Origin of the sequence: Nocardioides dongkuii (assembly GCF_014127485.1) — a bacterium.
In the GTDB taxonomy this organism is placed as follows: domain Bacteria; phylum Actinomycetota; class Actinomycetes; order Propionibacteriales; family Nocardioidaceae; genus Nocardioides; species Nocardioides dongkuii.
This window is the reverse complement of record NZ_CP059903.1, coordinates 4,086,105-4,104,202: the sequence shown is the minus strand read 5'-3', so window position 1 is coordinate 4,104,202 and position 18,098 is coordinate 4,086,105. Positions and strand designations below refer to the sequence as shown.

The window sequence follows — 18,098 nt, the reverse complement described above, 5'->3', positions numbered from 1 at the left end:
GGCCCCGGATCAGCCCTCCGCCAGCGCCCGCCGCACCGACTCGGCGTACGTCAGCGGCTCGCCGGGGACCAGGTCGCGGATGGCGAAGTCGGTCTGGATCACCTCGGTGCCCATCGAGTCGATGAGGTTGCGGCCGGTGGTGACGTCGACGCTGGTGACCAGCGAGATCCAGTACGACGAGAGGCGCGGGGTCAGCACCGGCGCCTTGAGGATCGGGACGCGGCGGCCGAGCATCACCTCGGCGGCCTCCTGGAGCATCTGCAGGTAGCTGAGCTGGTCGGGACCGCCGACCTCGAAGACCCGGCCCATCGCCTCCTCGCGGCCGACGACGCCGACCAGGTAGCGGACCACGTCGTGGATCGAGATCGGCTGGGTGCGGGTCTCGGCCCACTTCGGCACCACCATCGCGGGCAGGTTCTTCACCAGCTCCCGGGTCATCTCCCAGGAGATCCCGCCGGCGCCGACGACGATCGCGGCGCGCAGCACGGTGACCGGCACGCCGGACTCGCCGAGCAGCCGCTCCACCTGACGTCGGGAGCGCAGGTGCGGCGAGAGGTCCTCGCCGTCCTTGCCGAGACCGCCGAGGTAGACGATCTGGCGCGCCCCGGCCGCCGCCGCGGCGAGGCCGAACGACCGGGCGGCCTCGGCGTCCACGCGCTCGAAGTCGTCGTCGTCGAGGGAGTGCACGAGATAGATCGCGACGTCGACCCCGGACAGCGCGTCGGCCAGCGAGCCGGCGTCGTGCACGTCGCCGTGGACCGGCTCGCCCGGCCCGTCGTACGCGTCGGGCTTGCGGGTCATCGCCCTGACCTGGTGCCCCTCCTCGACGAGGGCGGGGACCAGGCGCTTGCCGACGAAGCCGGTGGCGCCCGTGACGAGCACGGTCTGGGTCATGCCCCGACTCTAGGAGTCGTCGCCTGACACCCGGCGGGTCCGTTCGGCGATCCGCTCGCGCTTGGTCTCGTCCATCGCCGACTCGTACGCCGAGACCAGGCTGGCGATCGAGAGCGGCTTGAGCCGCTCGACCACCTCCTGGATCTTCTCGGGGGCGGCGCCGGCCTCGCGGTAGACCGGCCAGACCATGGTGCGGAACAGCTCGTTGAGCTCGTGGGCGAGCTGGCGGCCGTGGGCGGCGTACACGTCGGCGGCGGCGAGCGCGGCCTCGGTCGGGAAGCCGAGGTCGATCAGCCCGAGTCCTACCGGCAGCTGGGACATCGAGACCTGGTAGCGACCGCGCTTGCCGCGGATCGCGATCCCGAGGGCGGCGAGGGTGGCGAGGTCCTCGTCGCTGAGCGTCCGGCCGGTACGCCGGTCCAGCTCGGCGCGGGTGAGCTCCGCGGGCGCGTCCGCCTGCCAGGGCGCGAGCATGGTGCGGTGCAGCGCGATGTCCTCGGGCGTCGCGTCGGCGGGGATCGCGCCGACGTACCGCTCGATCGCGGAGAGCGTGAACCCGTGCTCCTGGAGCTCGCGCACCAGCTCCAGCCGGGCGACGTGGTCGGCGGTGTAGTAGCCCGAGCGGCCGCGCCGCAGCGGCGGCGGGACCAGGCCCTTGGTCGTGTAGAAGCGGATGTTGCGCACGCTCATGCCGACCCGGGCGGTCAGCTCGTCGAGCGTGAGCAGCTCCTCGCCTGCCAGGGAGTCCGCCATCGAGTACCTCCTCCTGCGTCTGGGGCCGTGACCGGCGCCACATCGGCGGGTTGCCTCTTGACCGTGACACTAACGGTGTCACAATCGACGGACCACCGCGGGTCCACGAGGCCCGCGCCCCTGAACAGTCGCTAGGACGGTCATGGCTGAAGCTTTCGTGTACGACCACCTCCGCACGCCCCGCGGCAAGGGCAAGGCGGCCGGCTCCCTCCACGAGGTGAAGCCGGTCGACCTCATCGTCGGGCTCCTCGACGAGGTCAAGGTCCGCAACCCCACCCTCGACCCCGCGCGCGTCGACGACGTCGTCCTCGGCGTCGTCTCGCCGATCGGTGACCAGGGCGGCGACATCGCCAAGACCGCCGCGCTCGCCGCCGGCTACCCCGACACCGTCGCCGGCGTCCAGCTCAACCGCTTCTGCGCCTCCGGCCTCGAGGCCGTCAACCAGGCCGCCTCGCGCGTCCGCGGCGGGTTCGAGGACCTGATCCTCGCCGGCGGCGTGGAGTCGATGAGCCGGGTGCCGATGGGCTCCGACGGCGGCGCCTGGGCGTCCGACCCGGCCACGGCGTTCCGCGCGGGCTTCGTCCCGCAGGGCATCGGCGCCGACCTGATCGCGACCATCGAGGGCTGGAGCCGCGACGACGTCGACGCGTACGCCGCGGAGTCCCACCAGCGCGCCGCCAAGGCGTGGGCGAACGGCTACTTCTCCGGCGCGATGGTGCCGGTCCGCGACCTCAACGGCCTGGTCGTGCTCGACCGCGACGAGACCATCCGTCCCGACACCAGCGCGGAGAGCCTGTCCCGGCTCAAGCCGTCCTTCGCCGGCATCGGCGCGGACGCGGGCTTCGACGACGTCGCGCTCGAGAAGTACCACTGGGTCGAGAAGATCGACCACGTCCACCACGCGGGCAACTCCTCCGGCATCGTCGACGGCGCGGCCCTGATGGCGATCGGCACCGAGCAGGTCGGCACCGACCTCGGCCTGACCCCGCGCGCCCGGATCATCGCCACCGCGGTCTCCGGCGCCGACCCGACGATCATGCTCACCGGTCCGGCCCCGGCCGCCCGCAAGGCGCTCGGCAAGGCGGGCCTCGAGGTCGGCGACATCGACCTGTTCGAGATCAACGAGGCGTTCGCCGCGGTCGCGATGCGGTTCATGCGCGACCTCGACATCAGCGCCGAGATCACCAACGTCAATGGCGGCGCGATCGCCATGGGCCACCCGCTCGGCGCGACCGGCGCGATGATCCTCGGCACGCTCATCGACGAGCTGGAGCGCCGCGGCCAGCGCCGCGGCCTCGCCACGCTCTGCGTCGGTGGCGGGATGGGCATCGCGACCATCGTCGAGCTCGTGTGACCCAGGCACGAGGTCACCTCGTGAGCCGGGCGCCGAGCGCAACCACAAGCCTTTCGACGTACGAAGGAAACAGATGAGCCAGACCCAGACCCAGAGTGCCGTCCGCTACGAGCGCGACGCCGACGGCATCGTCACCCTCACCCTCGACGACCCCACCGCCAGCGCGAACACGATGAACCAGCTCTACCTCGACTCGATGCAGGCGGTCGTGGACCGTCTGTACGCCGAGGTGGCCGCCGACGAGCAGAGCATTTCGGGCGTCGTGGTCGCCAGCGCGAAGAAGACCTTCTTCGCCGGCGGCAACCTCAAGAACATGGTCCAGGCCACCAAGGACGACGCGCAGTCGGTCTTCGAGATGGGCGAGAACGTCAAGGCCGGCCTGCGCCGCCTCGAGCAGTTCCCCCGCCCGGTGGTCGCCGCGATCAACGGCGCCGCGCTCGGCGGCGGCTACGAGATCTGCCTGTCCTGCAACCACCGCGTGCTGCTCGACGACCCCAAGGCCATCGTCGGCCTGCCGGAGTCGACCCTCGGGCTGCTCCCCGGCGGCGGCGGGGTGACCCGCATCGTCCGGATGTTCGGGCTGCAGGCCGGCCTGATGGACGTGCTGCTGCCCGGCACCCAGTTCAAGCCGGCGGTCGCGCTCGAGAAGGGCCTGGTCGACGAGCTGGTCGCGACCCGCGAGGAGCTGGTCCCGGCCGCGAAGGCGTGGATCAAGGCCAACCCCGAGGCGTCGAAGAACCCCTGGGACGCCCCGGGCTACAAGATGCCCGGCGGTACGCCGAAGTCCCCGGCGCTGGCGAGCTTCCTCCCGGCGTTCCCCGCCTTGCTGCGCAAGCAGACCAAGGGTGCGGTCTTCCCGGCCGCGCGGGCGATCCTGTCCGCGGCCGTCGAGGGCGCGCAGGTCGACTTCGACACCGCCTCGCGCATCGAGTCGCGCTACCTGACCAACCTGATCGTCAACCAGGGCGCGAAGAACATGATCCAGGCGTTCTTCTTCGACCTGCAGGCGATCGGCTCCGGCTCGCTGCGCCCGCAGGGCATCCCGCCGTACCGCGCGGTCAAGGTGGGCGTCCTCGGCGCCGGCATGATGGGCGCCGGCATCGCGTACTCCTGCGCCCGCGCCGGCATGCAGGTCGTCCTCAAGGACGTCTCCGCCGAGAACGCCGCCAAGGGCAAGGCCTACTCCGAGAAGCTCAACGCCAAGGCAGTGAGCCGCGGCAAGCTGACCGAGGAGAAGAGCCAGGAGCTGCTCGACCGGATCACGCCGACGGCCGACCCGGCCGACCTCACCGGCTGCGACCTGGTCATCGAGGCGGTCTTCGAGGACCCGGCGCTGAAGGCCAAGGTCTTCGCCGAGGTGGCGCCGTACGTCAACGACGACGCGCTGCTGTGCTCCAACACCTCGACGCTGCCGATCACCGAGCTCGCCTCGGGTGTCGACCGCCCGGCGGACTTCATCGGCCTGCACTTCTTCTCGCCGGTCGACAAGATGCCGCTGGTCGAGATCATCCGCGGCGCCGACAGCTCCGACGAGGCGCTGGCCAAGGCCTACGACGTGGTGCAGCAGATCAAGAAGACCCCGATCGTCGTCAACGACAGCCGCGGCTTCTACACCTCGCGGGTCATCGGCTTCATGGTCAACGAGGGCATGGCGATGCTCGCCGAGGGCGTCCGCCCCTGGACCATCGAGCGGGCCACCAGCCAGGCCGGCTACCCGGCCCCGGTGCTGCAGCTCTCCGACGAGCTCAACCTGGAGCTGATGGGCAAGATCGCCACCGCGACCCGCGAGGCCGCCGAGCGCGACGGCACGCCGTACGCCGAGCACCCCGGCACCGCCGTGGTCACCCGGATGCTGGAGGCCGGCCGCGCCGGACGGCTCCGCGGCGCGGGCTTCTACGAGTACGACGAGGCCGGCAAGCGGGCCTCGATGTGGTCGGGGCTGGCCGAGCTGTTCCCGCCCGCCGAGGTGCAGCCGCCGATCCAGGACGTCAAGGACCGGATGCTGTTCGCCGAGGCGCTCGAGACCGCGAAGTGCTTCGAGGAGGGCGTCATCACCTCCGCCGCCGCCGCGAACATCGGCTCGATCATGGGCATCGGCTTCCCGCCGATGACCGGTGGCGCCGCGCAGTTCATGACCGGCTACGAGGGCACCGACGGCGAGATCGGCCTGGCGGCGTTCGTCGCCCGCGCCGACGAGCTCGCCGAGCAGTACGGCGACCGGTTCCGCCCCACGGCGTACCTCCGCGAGCTGGCCTCCTCGGGCGGCTCGTTCCCCGCCTGACCCGCCCACCAGCACGACCAGCACGACCTGTGGAGGACCTCGCCGAGTCGGCGCACATGTGCGCCGACTCGGCGGGTCTGTCCACAGCTGCGGGGAGCCGGCGGCGTCACCGTAGGGTCGCCCCCATGGACCTCGACCCCCGAGCACGCAGATGAGCCGCATCCTGGTCACCGGGGCCGCCTCCGGGCTCGGCGCCGCGCTGGCCGAGGCGTTCGAGGCGCGCGGCGACGAGGTGCTCCGCACCGACCTCACCGGCGGCGACCTCACCCTCGACATCACCTCCGACGACGACTGGGCGGCCGCGGTCGCCCACGTCGAGGAGCGCTGGGGCGGCCTCGACGTGCTGGTCAACAACGCCGGCGTCGCCGGCGGCGGCCGGCTCGACGTGGCCGACCTCGACGAGTGGCGCTGGATCACCGAGATCAACCTGTTCGGCGCCGTCCGCGGCCTGCGCGCCTTCGTGCCGATGCTCAAGCGGCAGCGGTCCGGGCGGATCGTCAACGTCGCCTCCCTCGCCGGGCTCGTGCACCCCGCGGGCATGGCGTCCTACAACGCGGTCAAGGCGGCGGTCGTCGCCCTCACCGAGACCGCCGGCCACGAGCTCGCGCCGTACGGCGTGACCGCGCACGTGGTCTGCCCGTCCTTCTTCCGCACCCGGCTGATGGACTCCCTGCGCGGCCGCGACGAGGGTCTCGGCAGCGTCGTCCGCCAGCTGGTCGAGGAGTCGCCGACGACCGCCGAGCAGGTGGCGGCCGCGGTGCTCGAGGGGCTGGACCGCGGCGACGAGGTGATCCTGCCCGACCCGGCCGCGCAGGCGGCGTACGGCCTCAAGGTCGGCGACCGCGCGGCGTACGACGCGATGATGCGCGACCAGGCCCGCAAGCTCGACACCCTCGCGTCGTCCCGGGGGGACCGTCGATGAGCACCGACGGCAACCCGGCGCGGCCGGTCCGCGACGAGGACGCCTTCGACACCGAGGCGGTCGCCGCCTGGCTCGGCCTGGGCGAGATCAGCGAGGTGCGGCAGTTCGCCGGCGGCGCCTCCAACCTCACCTACCTGCTGCGGCTGCCCGACCGTGAGCTGATCCTGCGCCGCCCGCCGGCGGGGCAGAAGGCCGCGGGCGCCCACGACATGGCCCGCGAGCACCGGATCCAGGCCGCGCTCGCGCCGGTCTTCCCGCACGTGCCGGCGATGGTCGGCCTCTGCGAGGACGAGTCGCTCATCGGCTCGCCGTTCTACGTGATGGAGAAGGTCGAGGGCACGATCCTGCGCCGCGACCTGCCCGGCGCCATGACGGCCGACGAGGTCTCCCGGCTGTGCCGCAACGCCTGGGACGTGCTCACCGAGCTGCACTCCGTCGACGTCACCCGGCACCCCGAGCTGGCCGCGCTCGGCCGCGGCGAGGGGTACGTCGGCCGCCAGGTCGCCGGCTGGACGAGCCGGTTCGCGAAGGCCCGCACCGACGACACCGGCGACTGGTCCGACGTGACGTCGTGGCTCGAGCAGCACCAGCCCGCCGACGTCGCCCAGGTGCTGGTGCACAACGACTTCCGCCTCGACAACCTGGTGCTCGCGCCCGACGACCCGACCCGCATCGTCGGCGTCCTCGACTGGGAGATGGCCACCGTCGGCGACCCGCTGATGGACCTCGGCGGCTCGATGGCCTACTGGGTCGAGGCCGGGGACGACGAGGTGTTCCAGATGTTCCGGCGCCAGCCCTCCAACGCGCCGGGCATGTGGACCCGCGCCGAGATCGTCGAGCGCTACTGCTCCCGGGCGGGGTACGACGTGTCGCCGGACCAGTGGCGCTTCTACGAGGTGTTCGGGCTCTTCCGGCTCGCGGTGATCGCCCAGCAGATCTGGTACCGCTACGCCCACGGGCAGACCACCAACGAGGCGTACGCCGTGTTCGGCCCGGCCGTGCAGTACCTCGAGGCGCGCTGCCGCCGCCTGGTCGACGAGACCCGCTGATGGGGCGGCTGCTCCTCGTCCGGCACGGGCAGGCCTCGTTCGGCGCCGACGACTACGACGTGCTCTCCGAGACCGGGTGGCAGCAGGGCCGGCTGCTCGGCGCCCACCTCGCCGCGAGCGGCACGGTCCCGACGGTCGTGGTCCGCGGCGGCATGCGCCGCCACTGCGAGACCGTGGACGCGATGCTCGAGGGGGCCGGCTGGGACCTCGCCGCCGGCGTCGACCCCGGGTGGGACGAGTTCGACCACCTCGGCGTGGTCGCGCGCCACCCCGACCTGCCCGAGGGCGAGCTGGACCGGCGGGCCTTCCAGGCGCTCTTCGAGCAGGCCACCGCGCGCTGGACCAGCGGCCGGCACGACGAGGACTACCCCGAGTCGTACGCCGCGTTCCTCGCCCGGGTGCGCGACTCGCTGCGCCGCGCCTGCGAGCAGGCGGGCCCGGGCGGCACGGTGGTCGTGGTGACCTCCGGCGGGCCGGTCGCCGCCGCCTGCGCCGACCTGGTGCACCCGCCCGCCGGGCCCGACGACGGCGACCTCTCGGCCACCGCGCGCCTGTGGGCCCGGTTCAACACCGTGGTCGTGAACTCCTCGGTCACCCGCGTCGTGGTCGGGTCCACCGGACCCCGGCTGCTCACCTTCAACGAGCACGCCCACCTCGCCGGCGACGCGCTCACGTACCGCTGAGCGGCCGCCGCCCCGGGGTGGCCCTCACCCGAACGGGCTACTGGCACGCAACATTTGGGTTACGGCCGCGCAGACCCTTGACCACGCCGAGGTAGTCCTCTTAGGTGATCGTGCCCCCGGCCGGCGCGCTCGCGCCGGTCCGGGAACGACCAGTCAGGAGAACGTCGTGCTCAATCACAGGTTGGGGTCCGGGCGCCAGAAGCGCCTCGTCGGCCTCGCGTCGGCGGGAGCGGTGGTCGCCGCCCTCCTTGCCAGCGTGCCTGCGGCCACCGCCGCGGGCAGCGTCTCGGCCGACGAGAACGTCGCCCTGCCGGCCGGCGCCAAGCCGACCCGGTTCACCGACGGCCGCTACGTGGTCGTCCTGCAGGAGCCCGCGGTGGCCGCCCGTGCCGCCGCCCGCGCCCCCGGTGCGGTGTTCCGTGCCGACAGCGGTGACTCCCGCGCGTACGCCGAGCGCCTGCGCACCAGCCACGCGCGGATCGCCGACGAGGTGGGCGCCGAGGTCGACCGCAGCTACACGGTCGCCACGAACGGCTTCGCCGCGCAGCTGACCGCGGAGCAGGCCATGGACCTGGCCACCGACCGCCGCGTGCTGGCCATTGAGAAGGACGTCGCGCGCGAGCTCGACACCTGGCGCTCGCCGGACTTCCTCGGCATGACCGGCAAGAACGGCGCCTGGACCAAGTTCGGCGGCCAGAAGCGGGCCGGCGCCGGCGTCGTCATCGCCGACCTCGACAGCGGCATCTGGCCGGAGTCGAAGTCGTTCGCCGGCAACCGCCTCACGCGCAAGGCGAAGACGAAGTGGGACATCTCCATGAAGGGCACCGCGACCCGGATGGAGAAGGCCGACGGCGGCGTCTTCCGGGGCGAGTGCGAGCCGGGCGAGGCGTGGACCGCGTCCCTGTGCACGACCAAGATCGTCGGCGCCCGCTACTACCCCGAGACCTTCCTCGCGGCGACCGATCCCGCGAACATCTCCCCGGACGAGTTCATCTCCACCCGTGACGGCGACGGGCACGGCACCCACACCGCCGGCACGGCCGCCGGCAACGCCAAGGTCAACGCCCGGGTGGAGGGCCGCAGGTTCAAGGCACTCTCCGGCATGGCCCCGGCCGCGAAGCTCGCGATCTACAAGGTCTGCTGGGAGGACACCGACCCCGACACGGGCGGCTGCTACAACAGCGCGATCCTCGCCGCCGTCGACGACGCGGTCTCCGACGGCGCCGACGTCCTCAACTTCTCGATCTCCGGCGCCACCGACACCGTCGTCGACGTGGTCGAGCTCGCCTTCGAGGGCGCGGCCGAGGCCGGCGTCTTCGTGAGCGCCTCCGCGGGCAACTCCGGCCCCGGCGCCTCCACCGTGGCGCACAACAGCCCCTGGCTGACCACGGTCGCGGCGAGCACGCACGCCCTCTTCGAGAACACCCTGGTGCTGGGCAACGGCCGCAAGATCCTCGGCGCGTCGATCGCGGCCGAGAAGCTCCCCGCCAAGCCCCTGGTCACCGCCGAGGCCTCCGTCGTCGCCGGCGGCGACGCCGCCGACGCCGCCCTGTGCGGCCCGGACACGCTCGACCCGGCCAAGGTCACCGGCAAGATGGTGGTCTGCATCCGTGGCGGCTACGACCGGGTCGCCAAGAGCGCCGAGGTCAAGCGCGCCGGCGGGGTCGCGATGCTGCTCGCCAACGCCACCGAGGGCAGCCTGGACGCCGACTTCCACACCGTCCCGACCGTGCACATCCCGCACACCGAGACCCCGCAGGTGATGAGCTACATCGCCTCCGCGGGCGCCGGTGCCACGGCGAGGTTCGAGCTCGGGAACCTCACGAAGAAGAAGACCCCGCTGCCCCAGGTGGGCGGGTTCTCCTCGCGCGGTCCGGCCCTGGCCAACGACGCCGACCTGCTCAAGCCGGACATCGCGGCACCGGGCGTCAGCGTCCTCGCGGCGGTGGCCCCGCCGTCGAACTCCGGTCGCAAGTACGACCTCTACTCCGGTACCTCGATGGCCGCTCCGCACATCTCCGGCCTCGCGGCCTTCATCCTCGGCAACCGCCCCCGCTGGGAGCCGATGGACGTGAAGTCGGCGATGATGACCACGGCGAAGAGCGTCAGGAACGCCGACGGCCGCCGCTCCAAGGACTGGTTCGGCCAGGGTGCCGGCCAGGTGCAGCCGAGGAAGTTCCTCAAGCCCGGCCTGTTCGTCACCTCCGACGCCCAGGACTGGCGCGGCTTCCTCACCGGGCTCGGCGTCGCCAACACCGGCGTCCGGGCCATCGAGGCCAAGGACCTCAACGTGCCGTCGCTGGCGCAGAGCGGGGTGACCGGCCAGACGTCGTTCACGCGGAGCTTCCGCTCCTCGATGAAGGGCCGCTGGAAGATCAAGGTGAACGTGCCCGGCTTCACGGTGAAGACCCGCCCGGGCATCACCGCGACGCGGGCGGGCGACGTCAACGACGTCACCTTCCGGTTCACGCGCACCACCGCGCCGCTCAACCAGTGGGCCAAGGGCTCGGTCACCCTGACCGGCCCCACCAAGGTCCGGATGCCGATCGTCCTGCAGCCGGTGGCCGTCGACGCCCCCGACCTGGTCGAGGGCGAGGGCACCAGCGGTGAGGTGCGGGTCCCGATCACGGCCGGCTACACCGGCACCCTCCAGGTCGACCCGGTGGGCCTCACGCCCGCCGAGTCGTTCCCGGGCGGCGTGCCGGAGGGCGACTACGCCATCGAGTGCGTCCAGGTGACCGAGGGCACCGACCTGTCCCGGTTCGAGCTCGACGCGACCGACGACTCCGCCGACCTCGACATGTACGTCTACAGCGCCACCTCGTGCAGCCCGGCGACGGTGACGGGGCTCGTGGGCGAGGCGGCGACCGGTTCGGCCGACGAGCTGTTCATGGCCGAGGAGCTCGCCGCCGGGACGTACCTGGTCCAGGTCGACGGGTTCGCCGCCGGTTCCGCGGGCAGCCCGATCGACTACGAGCTGCGCTACTTCGGCGTCGGCGGGGTCCCGGACCAGGGCAACCTCACCGTGGACCCGAACCCGGTGCCGGTGCAGGCGAACCAGCAGACGGCGTTCGACCTGTCCTGGAGCGGCCTGACGGCCGACACGCGGTACTTCGGGATGCTGAACTACGCCGGGTCCGACGACCCGACGTACGTCTCGGTGGTCACCGGGACCGACTGACCGGTCGGCAGCAGCAACACAGCAGCACGGGCGGCGCCCGGGACCCACGGGGTCCCGGGCGCCGTTCCGCGTGTCAGGCCGGGGGCCGCAGCAGCAGGCCGTGCGCCACCAGCAGCCGCTCCACCCGCTCGCGCTCCAGGTCGCGCTGCGGGCCTTCTGGCAGGTCCCGCAGCCGGTGCTCGAGGTCCAGGCACCGGCACGCGGCGGCCAGCACGTCGTCGTACGCCGCCTGCCAGCCGCGCAGCCGGGCGACCGGGGTGCCCGGCGGTGCGTGCCGCACCGTGGAGCGCAGCCGCTCGGCGGTCGCGGCGAGCTGCTCGATCGGCGGGCCGTCGGGGGTCGGGGGCGGAGGGTCGACGAGGTGCAGGGCCCGCCCGAGCCGGACGGCGCGGCGGCGGTACCGCTGCCAGTCGGCGGCCACCCAGAGGGCGACGAGGACGGCGAGGACCACGCCGACCTTGACGACCACCTCCGCGTCCACCACTCGATGGTGCGCCGGGCCCCGCGCCGGGACAAGACGGCCGGGGCGCCGCGGTCAGATGAGGCGCTTGAGCACCGGCAGCGGGGCGTGCTTCATCAGCACCGACAGCGGTGCCCACGGCAGTCGCGGCACGCAGGCGGAGTCGACCCGCTTCTCGATCGCCGCGACCATCGCGCGCACGCCCTTGTCGGTGGGCGCCATCAGCGGCGTCCGCTGCGCGACCTTCTCGTTCATCTCCGAGGCGATGTAGCCGGGGTAGAGGACGGTGACCTGGACGGTGCGGCCGAGCTCGGTGCCGTACAGCTCGGTGCGCAGCCCCTCGGCGAGGTGGGCGATGCCCGCCTTCGACGCGGCGTACGTCGTGAGCGTCTTGGGCATCCCGCGCATCGCCGACATCGACGAGACGACGACGAGGTGCCCGGCGCGCTGGTCGCGGAAGACCTCCATCGCCGCCTCGCACTGGGCGAGCGCGGAGACGAAGTTCGTCGTCGCGGTCTCCTTGTTGGCGGCGAAGCCGCCGGTCCCGAGCGGCGCGCCCTTGCCGAGGCCGGCGTTCACGACGACCCGGTCGAGGCTGCCGAGGTCGGCGCGGAACCCCCGGACCACCTCGAAGACCTGGTCGTGGTCGTTCACGTCGAGGGCGCGGACCGCGACCCGGCGGCCGGGGTGCGCGGCGAGGATCTCGGCGCGCAGCTCCTCGAGGCGGTCGGTACGGCGGGCGCAGAGCGCGAGGTCCTCGCCCTTCGCGGCGAGCTGGCGGGCCATCTCGGCGCCGAGGCCGGAGGACGCGCCGGTGATCAGGGTGGTGGGCATGCGCGCAGTCTGGCGCACCGGTCATCGAGCCCTGTCGGGGCAGGTGCATACGTGGTATACATACTCGGTATCCATCACCCGAGGAGTCGCGATGTCGGTCAAGCAGGCACTGCTGGCGCTGCTGGAGCAGGGGCCGATGTACGGCTACCAGCTGCGCAGCGAGTTCGAGCAGCGGACGGGCGCCACTTGGCCGCTCAACGTCGGGCAGGTCTACACGACCCTGACCCGCCTGGAGCGGGACGGACTGGTCGAGGGCGCGGGCGACGACGGCGAGGGCCACGTCGTCTACCGGATCACCGGGCCGGGGCGCGAGGAGGTGGCCGCCTGGTTCACGACGCCGGTCGAGCGCACCCAGCCGCCGCGTGACGAGCTGGCGATCAAGCTCGCGCTCGCGGTGACCGTCCCGGGCGTCGACGTCGGCACCGTGATCCAGCAGCAGCGCAGCGCGACGATGCGCGCCCTGCAGGACTACACCCGGCTCAAGCGCAGCGGCCGAGCGGCCCGTCCCGCCGAGCCCGCCGACCTGGCCTGGAGCCTGGTGCTCGACTCGCTGGTCTTCAGCGCCGAGGCCGAGGTCCGCTGGCTCGACCACTGCGAGGCGCGGCTGCGGCGGGCCGCGCTCGAGATGCCGGCGCCGGTTCCCGGTGCGGCATCTACCTCGGCGTCCGCTGCCGCGTCCGCTGCCGAGGAGGAGGTCCGGTGACCCCGCTCGGCGAGGACGAGCAGCGCCGGCTGCGGCGCGCCGAGGAGTCCTGGCTGCGGCAGAGCGCCGAGCGCCTCCGCCGGGCGGCCGACGCCCGCCGCGCCGAGCGACCCGAACGCACGCGGCCGACCCGGCCGGAGCAGGCGCGATGAGCGCGGTGCTGCGCCTGGACCGGGTCTCGCGCGTCCACGGCGAGGGCGAGACCGCGGTGCGCGCGCTGCGCGAGGTCTCCTTCTCCGCGTACGCCGGCGAGCTGGTCGCCGTCATGGGCCCCTCGGGCTCCGGCAAGTCGACGCTGCTCACCCTCGCGGGCGGGCTCGACAGCCCGACCACCGGCACGGTGTCGGTCGAGGGCGTCGACCTCGGCGCGCTGGGCGCCACCGAGCGGGCGCGGATGCGGCGTACCTCGCTGGGCTACGTCTTCCAGGACTTCAACCTGATCCCCGCGCTCACCGCGGCCGAGAACGTCGCGCTGCCCCGCGAGCTCGACGGGGAGCGCACCCGGGCCGCGCGCCGCAAGGCCCTCGACGCGCTCGAGGAGGTCGGCCTGGTCGACCTCGCCGACCGGTTCCCCGACGAGATGTCGGGCGGCCAGCAGCAGCGGGTGGCGATCGCGCGGGCCATCGTCGGCGAGCGGCGGCTGGTGCTCGCCGACGAGCCGACCGGGGCGCTCGACACCGAGACCGGCGAGGAGGTCCTGCGCCTGCTGCGCGCCCGGTGCGACGCGGGCGCCGCCGGCGTCCTGGTCACCCACGAGGCCCGGCACGCCGCGTGGGCCGACCGGGTGGTCTTCCTGCGCGACGGGGTGGTGGTCGACGAGACCGGCGCCGACCCGGTCGACGCGCTCCTCGTCGAGGACGGCTCCCGGTGATCTTCCTGTCGGGCTGGACCGTGCCGCTGAGGCTGGCCCGGCGCGACGCGCTGCGGGCCAAGGGGCGCAGCGTGCTGGTCCTGGCGATGATCGCGCTGCCGGTGCTGGCCGTGACCGCGGCGGACGTCGTGCTCGAGACCCAGGACGTCGACAGCGTCGAGTCGCTCGACCGCCAGCTCGGGTCCGCGACCGCCAGCGTGACCGTCAACCTGGCGCGCGGCGTCGTCCAGGCCCCGGACCCGGAGTTGTACTCCAGCTGGTCCGACGCGGCGGACACCATCGCGACCGCGGAGCAGGTGACCGGCGTCCTCGGCGACGCGCGGCTCGTCGAGTGGCGCGCGAGCACCGTCGGCGTCGCCACCGAGGCCGGCCGCGCCGACGTCGAGGTGCTCGAGGTCGACCTGCGCGACCCGGTCGCCGACGGCCTGGCCCGGCTGGACGAGGGCCGGCTGCCCCGGACCGACGACGAGGTCGTGGTGAACGCCGCCCTCGCCGCCAAGGGGTACGCCGTGGGCGACCGGCTCGACCTCACCGGTCCGGAGCAGGACGACGCGGACGACTCCGCCGACCCCGTGGTCGTGGGGATCGCGGAGTCCGCGGAGGCGCGGGGCTACCCGGTCGCGATGGGACCCCTCGGCGCGTTCGCGCTCCCCGACCGCGACCTGGAGGCCAGCCGCTCCTGGTTCGTCGACGGGGACGAGGTCGACTGGGCGGAGGTCCGCGCGCTCAACGAGCTCGGCGCGACCGTGCTCTCCCGGGCGGTCGTGCTCGATCCGCCGCCCCTGCCGGCCGAGGCCGAGGAGATGGTCTCCTCCGGCGACGACGCGATGGCCACGGTGGTGGCGCTGGTCGTGGTGATGGCGCTGATCGAGGTGGTGCTGCTGGCCGGCCCCGCGTTCGCGGTCGGCGCCCGCCGCCAGGCGCGCAGCCTCGCGCTGATGACCGCCACCGGCGGCACCCCCCGCCAGGCCCGCCGGGTCGTGCTCGCGAGCGCGGTGGTGCTCGGCGGCGCGGCCAGCATCCTCGGTGTGGCGCTCGGCATCCTCGTGGCCCGCCTGGTCCTGCCCGTGGCCCAGGGCCGGAACGACTCCTGGTTCGGCCCCTTCGACGTCCCCTGGCCGCACCTCGCCGGGATCACGGCGTTCGGCCTGGTCAGCGCGCTGCTGGCGGCCATGGTCCCCGCCTGGACCGCCTCCCGTCAGGACGTCGTGGCCGTGCTCGCCGGCCGGCGGGGCGACCGGCGGCCCTCGCTCCGCTCGCCCGTGCTCGGCGTGGTCCTGCTCGCCGCCGGCATCGGCCTCGCGGCGTACGGCGCGCTCGGCACCGGCTCCGGGGAGGTCCTCATCGCCGGCTCCGCGGTGGTCGCCGTGCTCGGGATGATCCTGCTCGTGCCCGTGGTGCTCGCCGGACTGGCCCGCGTGTCCGGACGGCTCCCGCTCGCGCTGCGGTACGCCGTCCGCGACGCCGCGCGGCACCGCACCCGCACCGTCCCGGCCGTCGCCGCCGTGGCGGCCACCGTCGCGGGCGTCGTCGCGCTCGGCATCTCGCTGCAGAGCGACCAGGCCGAGGACCGCGCCACCTACGTCCCCCAGCTCCGCGACGGCGTCGGGGCCGTCACCTGGTACGGACCCGACCCGCAGTGGGACCGGGTCCGCGGCGCCCTCGCCCGCGAGGTCCCCGACGCCGACGTGGTCGAGGTCCGCGGGCTCGGCTACGACGGCGGCTACTCCGACGTGCGCCTGCGGCGGGCCGGCGACGGACGGCTCCTCACCGGCTGGGGCTCGCCGTTCGGCGCGGACCTGCTCGTCGGGCCCGAGTCGCTCGACCTGACCGACGACCTGCGCCCGGGCGACCGTGAACGTGCCGTGGCCGCGCTCGCCCGTGGTGCCGTCGTCGCGTTCTCCACCGCCGGAAGCGAGGGGGACCAGCGGCTGGACCTGCGCGTGCGCACCTTCGACGAGGACGGCGAGCCGACCGGACCGGCCTCCCGGGAGCAGGTCGCGGCGCTCGTGGTCCGCGTCGACGACGAGTACGCCGGGCCGCAGGCCCTGCTCAGCGAGGACGCGGTGCGCGACCTGGGGATCAGCGTCCGCACCGTGAGCCTCGGCCTCACCGGAACCGCCATCGACGAGGACCAGGAGGAGGAGCTCGCCGAGGCGGTCGGCGCCCTCACCGTCGATGCGAACGTCTACGTCGAGCGGGGCTTCCAGCTCGACGACGAGATCGTCGTCATCCAGCTCGTCCTGGTCGGGCTCGGCGCCGTGCTGATGCTCGGCGGCACGCTCACCGCGACCTTCCTCGCGCTCTCCGACGCGCGTCCCGACCTCGCCACCCTGGCGGCCGTCGGGGCCGCGCCCCGCACCCGGCGCGGCGTCGCCGCGGCGTACGCCGCCGTGGTGGGGGTGGTCGGCGCGATCCTCGGCGCGCTGGTCGGCTTCGTGCCGGGCATCGCGGTGACCTACCCGCTCACCTCCAGCACCGGGTCGGGCCCGTTCCTCGACGTGCCCTGGCTGCTGATCGTCGGGCTGGTCGTGGCGCTCCCGCTGCTCACCGCCGCCGTGGTCGGCCTCGCCGCCCGGTCTCGCCTCCCGCTGGTGGCGCGCCTGGACTGACCCCCACGCCGAGTCGGCGCTTGTGTTCGCGGCGGTACGCCGCGGCACGGCTTGCGTCATACGAGTTGGGAAAGTGCTGGGGACGACCCATTGCTGTTCGAACGTGTGTTCGATAGAATCGGGACATGTCCCGGACCCCCAACCCGCTCGTCGAAAGCACCGGCGTGCCCGGCGTAGAGCAGGTCGCGTCCTGGGCTGGGGGACTCGTCCACGGTGACCTCACCGACGCCGAGCGGGTGGACCGGATCCGGGCGCTGGAGGACCTCAAGGCCCAGCTGTGCGCCGCCCAAGCGAGGTTGACGGTCGACCTGGACGTCTCCCAGTGCGAGGAGCAGACCCACCGCGGGGTCCCGGCCGACCAGCGGGGCCGTGGGGTGGCCGGTCAGGTGGCGCTGGCGCGGCGGGAGTCCCCGCACCGCGGCGGCACCCACCTGGGGTTGGCGAAGGTGCTGGTCGACGAGATGCCGTGTGCGTTGGCGGCGATGGAGGCCGGGGTGCTCTCGGAGTGGCGGGCCACCCTGGTCGCGCGGGAGACCGCGTGCCTGTCCCGTGAGGACCGTGCCGCGGTGGACGCCCGGCTGTTCGCCGACCCGTCCACCGTCGAGGGGTGGGGGGACCGGCGACTGGTCGCGGAAGCCAAGAAGATCGGCTACGCCCTGGACCCGCACGCGGTGGTCGACCGGGCGCGGCGCGAGGTCTCCGAGCGGCGGATCAGCGTCCGCCCGGTCCCGGAGACGATGTCGCAGGTCACCGCGCTGCTGCCGGCCGCGGAGGGGATCGCTGTGTGGGCGTGCCTGGGCGCGCACGCCGACCGGCTCCGCGCCCAGGGTGACCCCCGCACCCGCGGACAGATCATGGCCGACACCCTGGTGGTCCGGGTCACCGGACAGGACACCGCCGAGGCGGTGCCGGTCGCGGTCAACATGACCGTCTCCGACCAGACCCTGATCGCCGGCGGCACCGACCCCGCCTGGCTGCAGGGCCACGGACCGATCCCCGCCGCCCTGGCCCGCGAGCTCACCGCGAGCGCGGCCGAGCAGGCCCTGGCCACGCTGCGCAAGCTCTACGTCTCACCCACCACCGGCCAGCTCACCGCCCTGGAGTCGGTCGCCCGGACCTTCCCCGCCGGGCTCGGACTGTTCCTGGACCTGCGCGACCAGTCCTGCCGCACCCCCTGGTGCGACGCCCCGGTCCGCCACCACGACCACATCGAGGACTGGGCCGCGGGAGGTCCCACCACCGGGCCCAACGGTCAGGGGCTGTGCGAGCAGTGCAACCACACCAAGCAGGCCCCCGGCTGGACCACCACCACCGACCCACCCGATCCATTCGACGAGGGACCCAGTCGACATCGGGTCACCACCACCACCCCCACCGGGCACCAGGTCACCTCGACCGCACCCGACCTACCCCGACCAGCGATGCAGATCCACACCCTCACCCGCCGAGAGCAACGCCTCCTCGAGCTCGTCCTCGCTGTCTGACGGGGTGCGTTCGGCGC

15 protein-coding genes are annotated in these 18,098 nt (G+C 73.6%); 11 read left to right on the top strand and 4 right to left on the bottom strand.

Translation table 11 applies throughout. From position 1 onward, the window contains the following. Window positions 1-9 precede the first annotated feature (9 nt). Window positions 10-894, bottom strand: coding sequence for an NAD(P)H-binding protein (locus tag H4O22_RS19870; protein WP_182525018.1), 885 nt, complete (start codon window positions 892-894; stop codon window positions 10-12). Window positions 895-903: 9 nt separating this feature from the next. After that, window positions 904-1,647, bottom strand: a complete 744-nt coding sequence (locus H4O22_RS19865; RefSeq protein WP_182525017.1) for a MerR family transcriptional regulator — start codon at window positions 1,645-1,647, stop codon at window positions 904-906. Between the two features lie 142 nt (window positions 1,648-1,789). On the opposite strand from H4O22_RS19865, the gene H4O22_RS19860 reads away from it, so the two are divergent. The 6 genes from H4O22_RS19860 to H4O22_RS19835 all read left to right on the top strand — a co-directional run bounded on the left by H4O22_RS19860 (window position 1,790) and on the right by H4O22_RS19835 (window position 11,117). Further along, window positions 1,790-3,001 carry an acetyl-CoA C-acetyltransferase gene (locus tag H4O22_RS19860; protein WP_182525016.1) on the top strand — a complete coding sequence of 404 codons (1,212 nt, stop codon included), beginning with the start codon at window positions 1,790-1,792 and terminating at the stop codon, window positions 2,999-3,001. Window positions 3,002-3,074: 73 nt separating this feature from the next. Next, window positions 3,075-5,282 (top strand): 3-hydroxyacyl-CoA dehydrogenase NAD-binding domain-containing protein, encoded by a 2,208-nt coding sequence (locus H4O22_RS19855; protein WP_182525015.1) that lies wholly within the window; start codon window positions 3,075-3,077, stop codon window positions 5,280-5,282. A gap of 151 nt (window positions 5,283-5,433) precedes the next feature. After that, window positions 5,434-6,204 (top strand): SDR family NAD(P)-dependent oxidoreductase, encoded by a 771-nt coding sequence (locus H4O22_RS19850; RefSeq protein WP_182525014.1) that lies wholly within the window; start codon window positions 5,434-5,436, stop codon window positions 6,202-6,204. Next, window positions 6,201-7,253: a phosphotransferase family protein gene (locus H4O22_RS19845; protein ID WP_182525013.1), complete on the top strand. Its 1,053-nt coding sequence runs from the start codon at window positions 6,201-6,203 to the stop codon at window positions 7,251-7,253. Before H4O22_RS19850 ends, H4O22_RS19845 begins: the two co-directional genes overlap by 4 nt. Next, complete coding sequence (locus tag H4O22_RS19840) at window positions 7,253-7,936, top strand: histidine phosphatase family protein (RefSeq protein WP_182525012.1); 684 nt, start codon at window positions 7,253-7,255, stop codon at window positions 7,934-7,936. Before H4O22_RS19845 ends, H4O22_RS19840 begins: the two co-directional genes overlap by 1 nt. A gap of 256 nt (window positions 7,937-8,192) precedes the next feature. After that, on the top strand, window positions 8,193-11,117 hold the full coding sequence (locus H4O22_RS19835; RefSeq protein ID WP_182525011.1) for a S8 family peptidase: 2,925 nt from the start codon (window positions 8,193-8,195) through the stop codon (window positions 11,115-11,117). Window positions 11,118-11,190: 73 nt separating this feature from the next. Here H4O22_RS19835 and H4O22_RS19830 read toward each other — a convergent pair whose 3' ends face one another. After that, the gene (locus H4O22_RS19830; protein ID WP_182525010.1) at window positions 11,191-11,598 is read right to left on the bottom strand and encodes a hypothetical protein; all 408 of its coding nucleotides are present in this window, start codon (window positions 11,596-11,598) and stop codon (window positions 11,191-11,193) included. A 54-nt stretch (window positions 11,599-11,652) separates the two neighbouring features. After that, complete coding sequence (locus tag H4O22_RS19825) at window positions 11,653-12,411, bottom strand: SDR family oxidoreductase (protein ID WP_182525009.1); 759 nt, start codon at window positions 12,409-12,411, stop codon at window positions 11,653-11,655. A gap of 91 nt (window positions 12,412-12,502) precedes the next feature. Here H4O22_RS19825 and H4O22_RS19820 point away from each other — a divergent pair, with 91 nt between their 5' ends. From H4O22_RS19820 to H4O22_RS19800, 5 genes are all read left to right on the top strand, one after another. Beyond that, the gene (locus tag H4O22_RS19820) at window positions 12,503-13,114 is read left to right on the top strand and encodes a PadR family transcriptional regulator (protein WP_182525008.1); all 612 of its coding nucleotides are present in this window, start codon (window positions 12,503-12,505) and stop codon (window positions 13,112-13,114) included. After that, window positions 13,111-13,266 (top strand): hypothetical protein, encoded by a 156-nt coding sequence (locus H4O22_RS19815; RefSeq protein ID WP_182525007.1) that lies wholly within the window; start codon window positions 13,111-13,113, stop codon window positions 13,264-13,266. Before H4O22_RS19820 ends, H4O22_RS19815 begins: the two co-directional genes overlap by 4 nt. Continuing rightward, window positions 13,263-13,985 carry an ABC transporter ATP-binding protein gene (locus H4O22_RS19810; RefSeq protein WP_182525006.1) on the top strand — a complete coding sequence of 241 codons (723 nt, stop codon included), beginning with the start codon at window positions 13,263-13,265 and terminating at the stop codon, window positions 13,983-13,985. Before H4O22_RS19815 ends, H4O22_RS19810 begins: the two co-directional genes overlap by 4 nt. Continuing rightward, on the top strand, window positions 13,982-16,597 hold the full coding sequence (locus H4O22_RS19805) for an ABC transporter permease (protein ID WP_182525005.1): 2,616 nt from the start codon (window positions 13,982-13,984) through the stop codon (window positions 16,595-16,597). Before H4O22_RS19810 ends, H4O22_RS19805 begins: the two co-directional genes overlap by 4 nt. Before the next feature lie 125 nt (window positions 16,598-16,722). After that, window positions 16,723-18,081 (top strand): HNH endonuclease, encoded by a 1,359-nt coding sequence (locus H4O22_RS19800; protein WP_182525004.1) that lies wholly within the window; start codon window positions 16,723-16,725, stop codon window positions 18,079-18,081. The last annotated feature ends 17 nt before the right edge of the window (window positions 18,082-18,098 follow it).

Coding starts and splice junctions, on each gene's coding strand:
- H4O22_RS19870 (WP_182525018.1), bottom strand. CDS start 894: ATGACCCAGACCGTGCTCGTCACGGGCGCCACCGGCTTCGTCGGCAAG.
- H4O22_RS19865 (WP_182525017.1), bottom strand. CDS start 1,647: ATGGCGGACTCCCTGGCAGGCGAGGAGCTGCTCACGCTCGACGAGCTG.
- H4O22_RS19860 (WP_182525016.1), top strand. CDS start 1,790: ATGGCTGAAGCTTTCGTGTACGACCACCTCCGCACGCCCCGCGGCAAG.
- H4O22_RS19855 (WP_182525015.1), top strand. CDS start 3,075: ATGAGCCAGACCCAGACCCAGAGTGCCGTCCGCTACGAGCGCGACGCC.
- H4O22_RS19850 (WP_182525014.1), top strand. CDS start 5,434: ATGAGCCGCATCCTGGTCACCGGGGCCGCCTCCGGGCTCGGCGCCGCG.
- H4O22_RS19845 (WP_182525013.1), top strand. CDS start 6,201: ATGAGCACCGACGGCAACCCGGCGCGGCCGGTCCGCGACGAGGACGCC.
- H4O22_RS19840 (WP_182525012.1), top strand. CDS start 7,253: ATGGGGCGGCTGCTCCTCGTCCGGCACGGGCAGGCCTCGTTCGGCGCC.
- H4O22_RS19825 (WP_182525009.1), bottom strand. CDS start 12,411: ATGCCCACCACCCTGATCACCGGCGCGTCCTCCGGCCTCGGCGCCGAG.
- H4O22_RS19820 (WP_182525008.1), top strand. CDS start 12,503: ATGTCGGTCAAGCAGGCACTGCTGGCGCTGCTGGAGCAGGGGCCGATG.
- H4O22_RS19810 (WP_182525006.1), top strand. CDS start 13,263: ATGAGCGCGGTGCTGCGCCTGGACCGGGTCTCGCGCGTCCACGGCGAG.
- H4O22_RS19800 (WP_182525004.1), top strand. CDS start 16,723: ATGTCCCGGACCCCCAACCCGCTCGTCGAAAGCACCGGCGTGCCCGGC.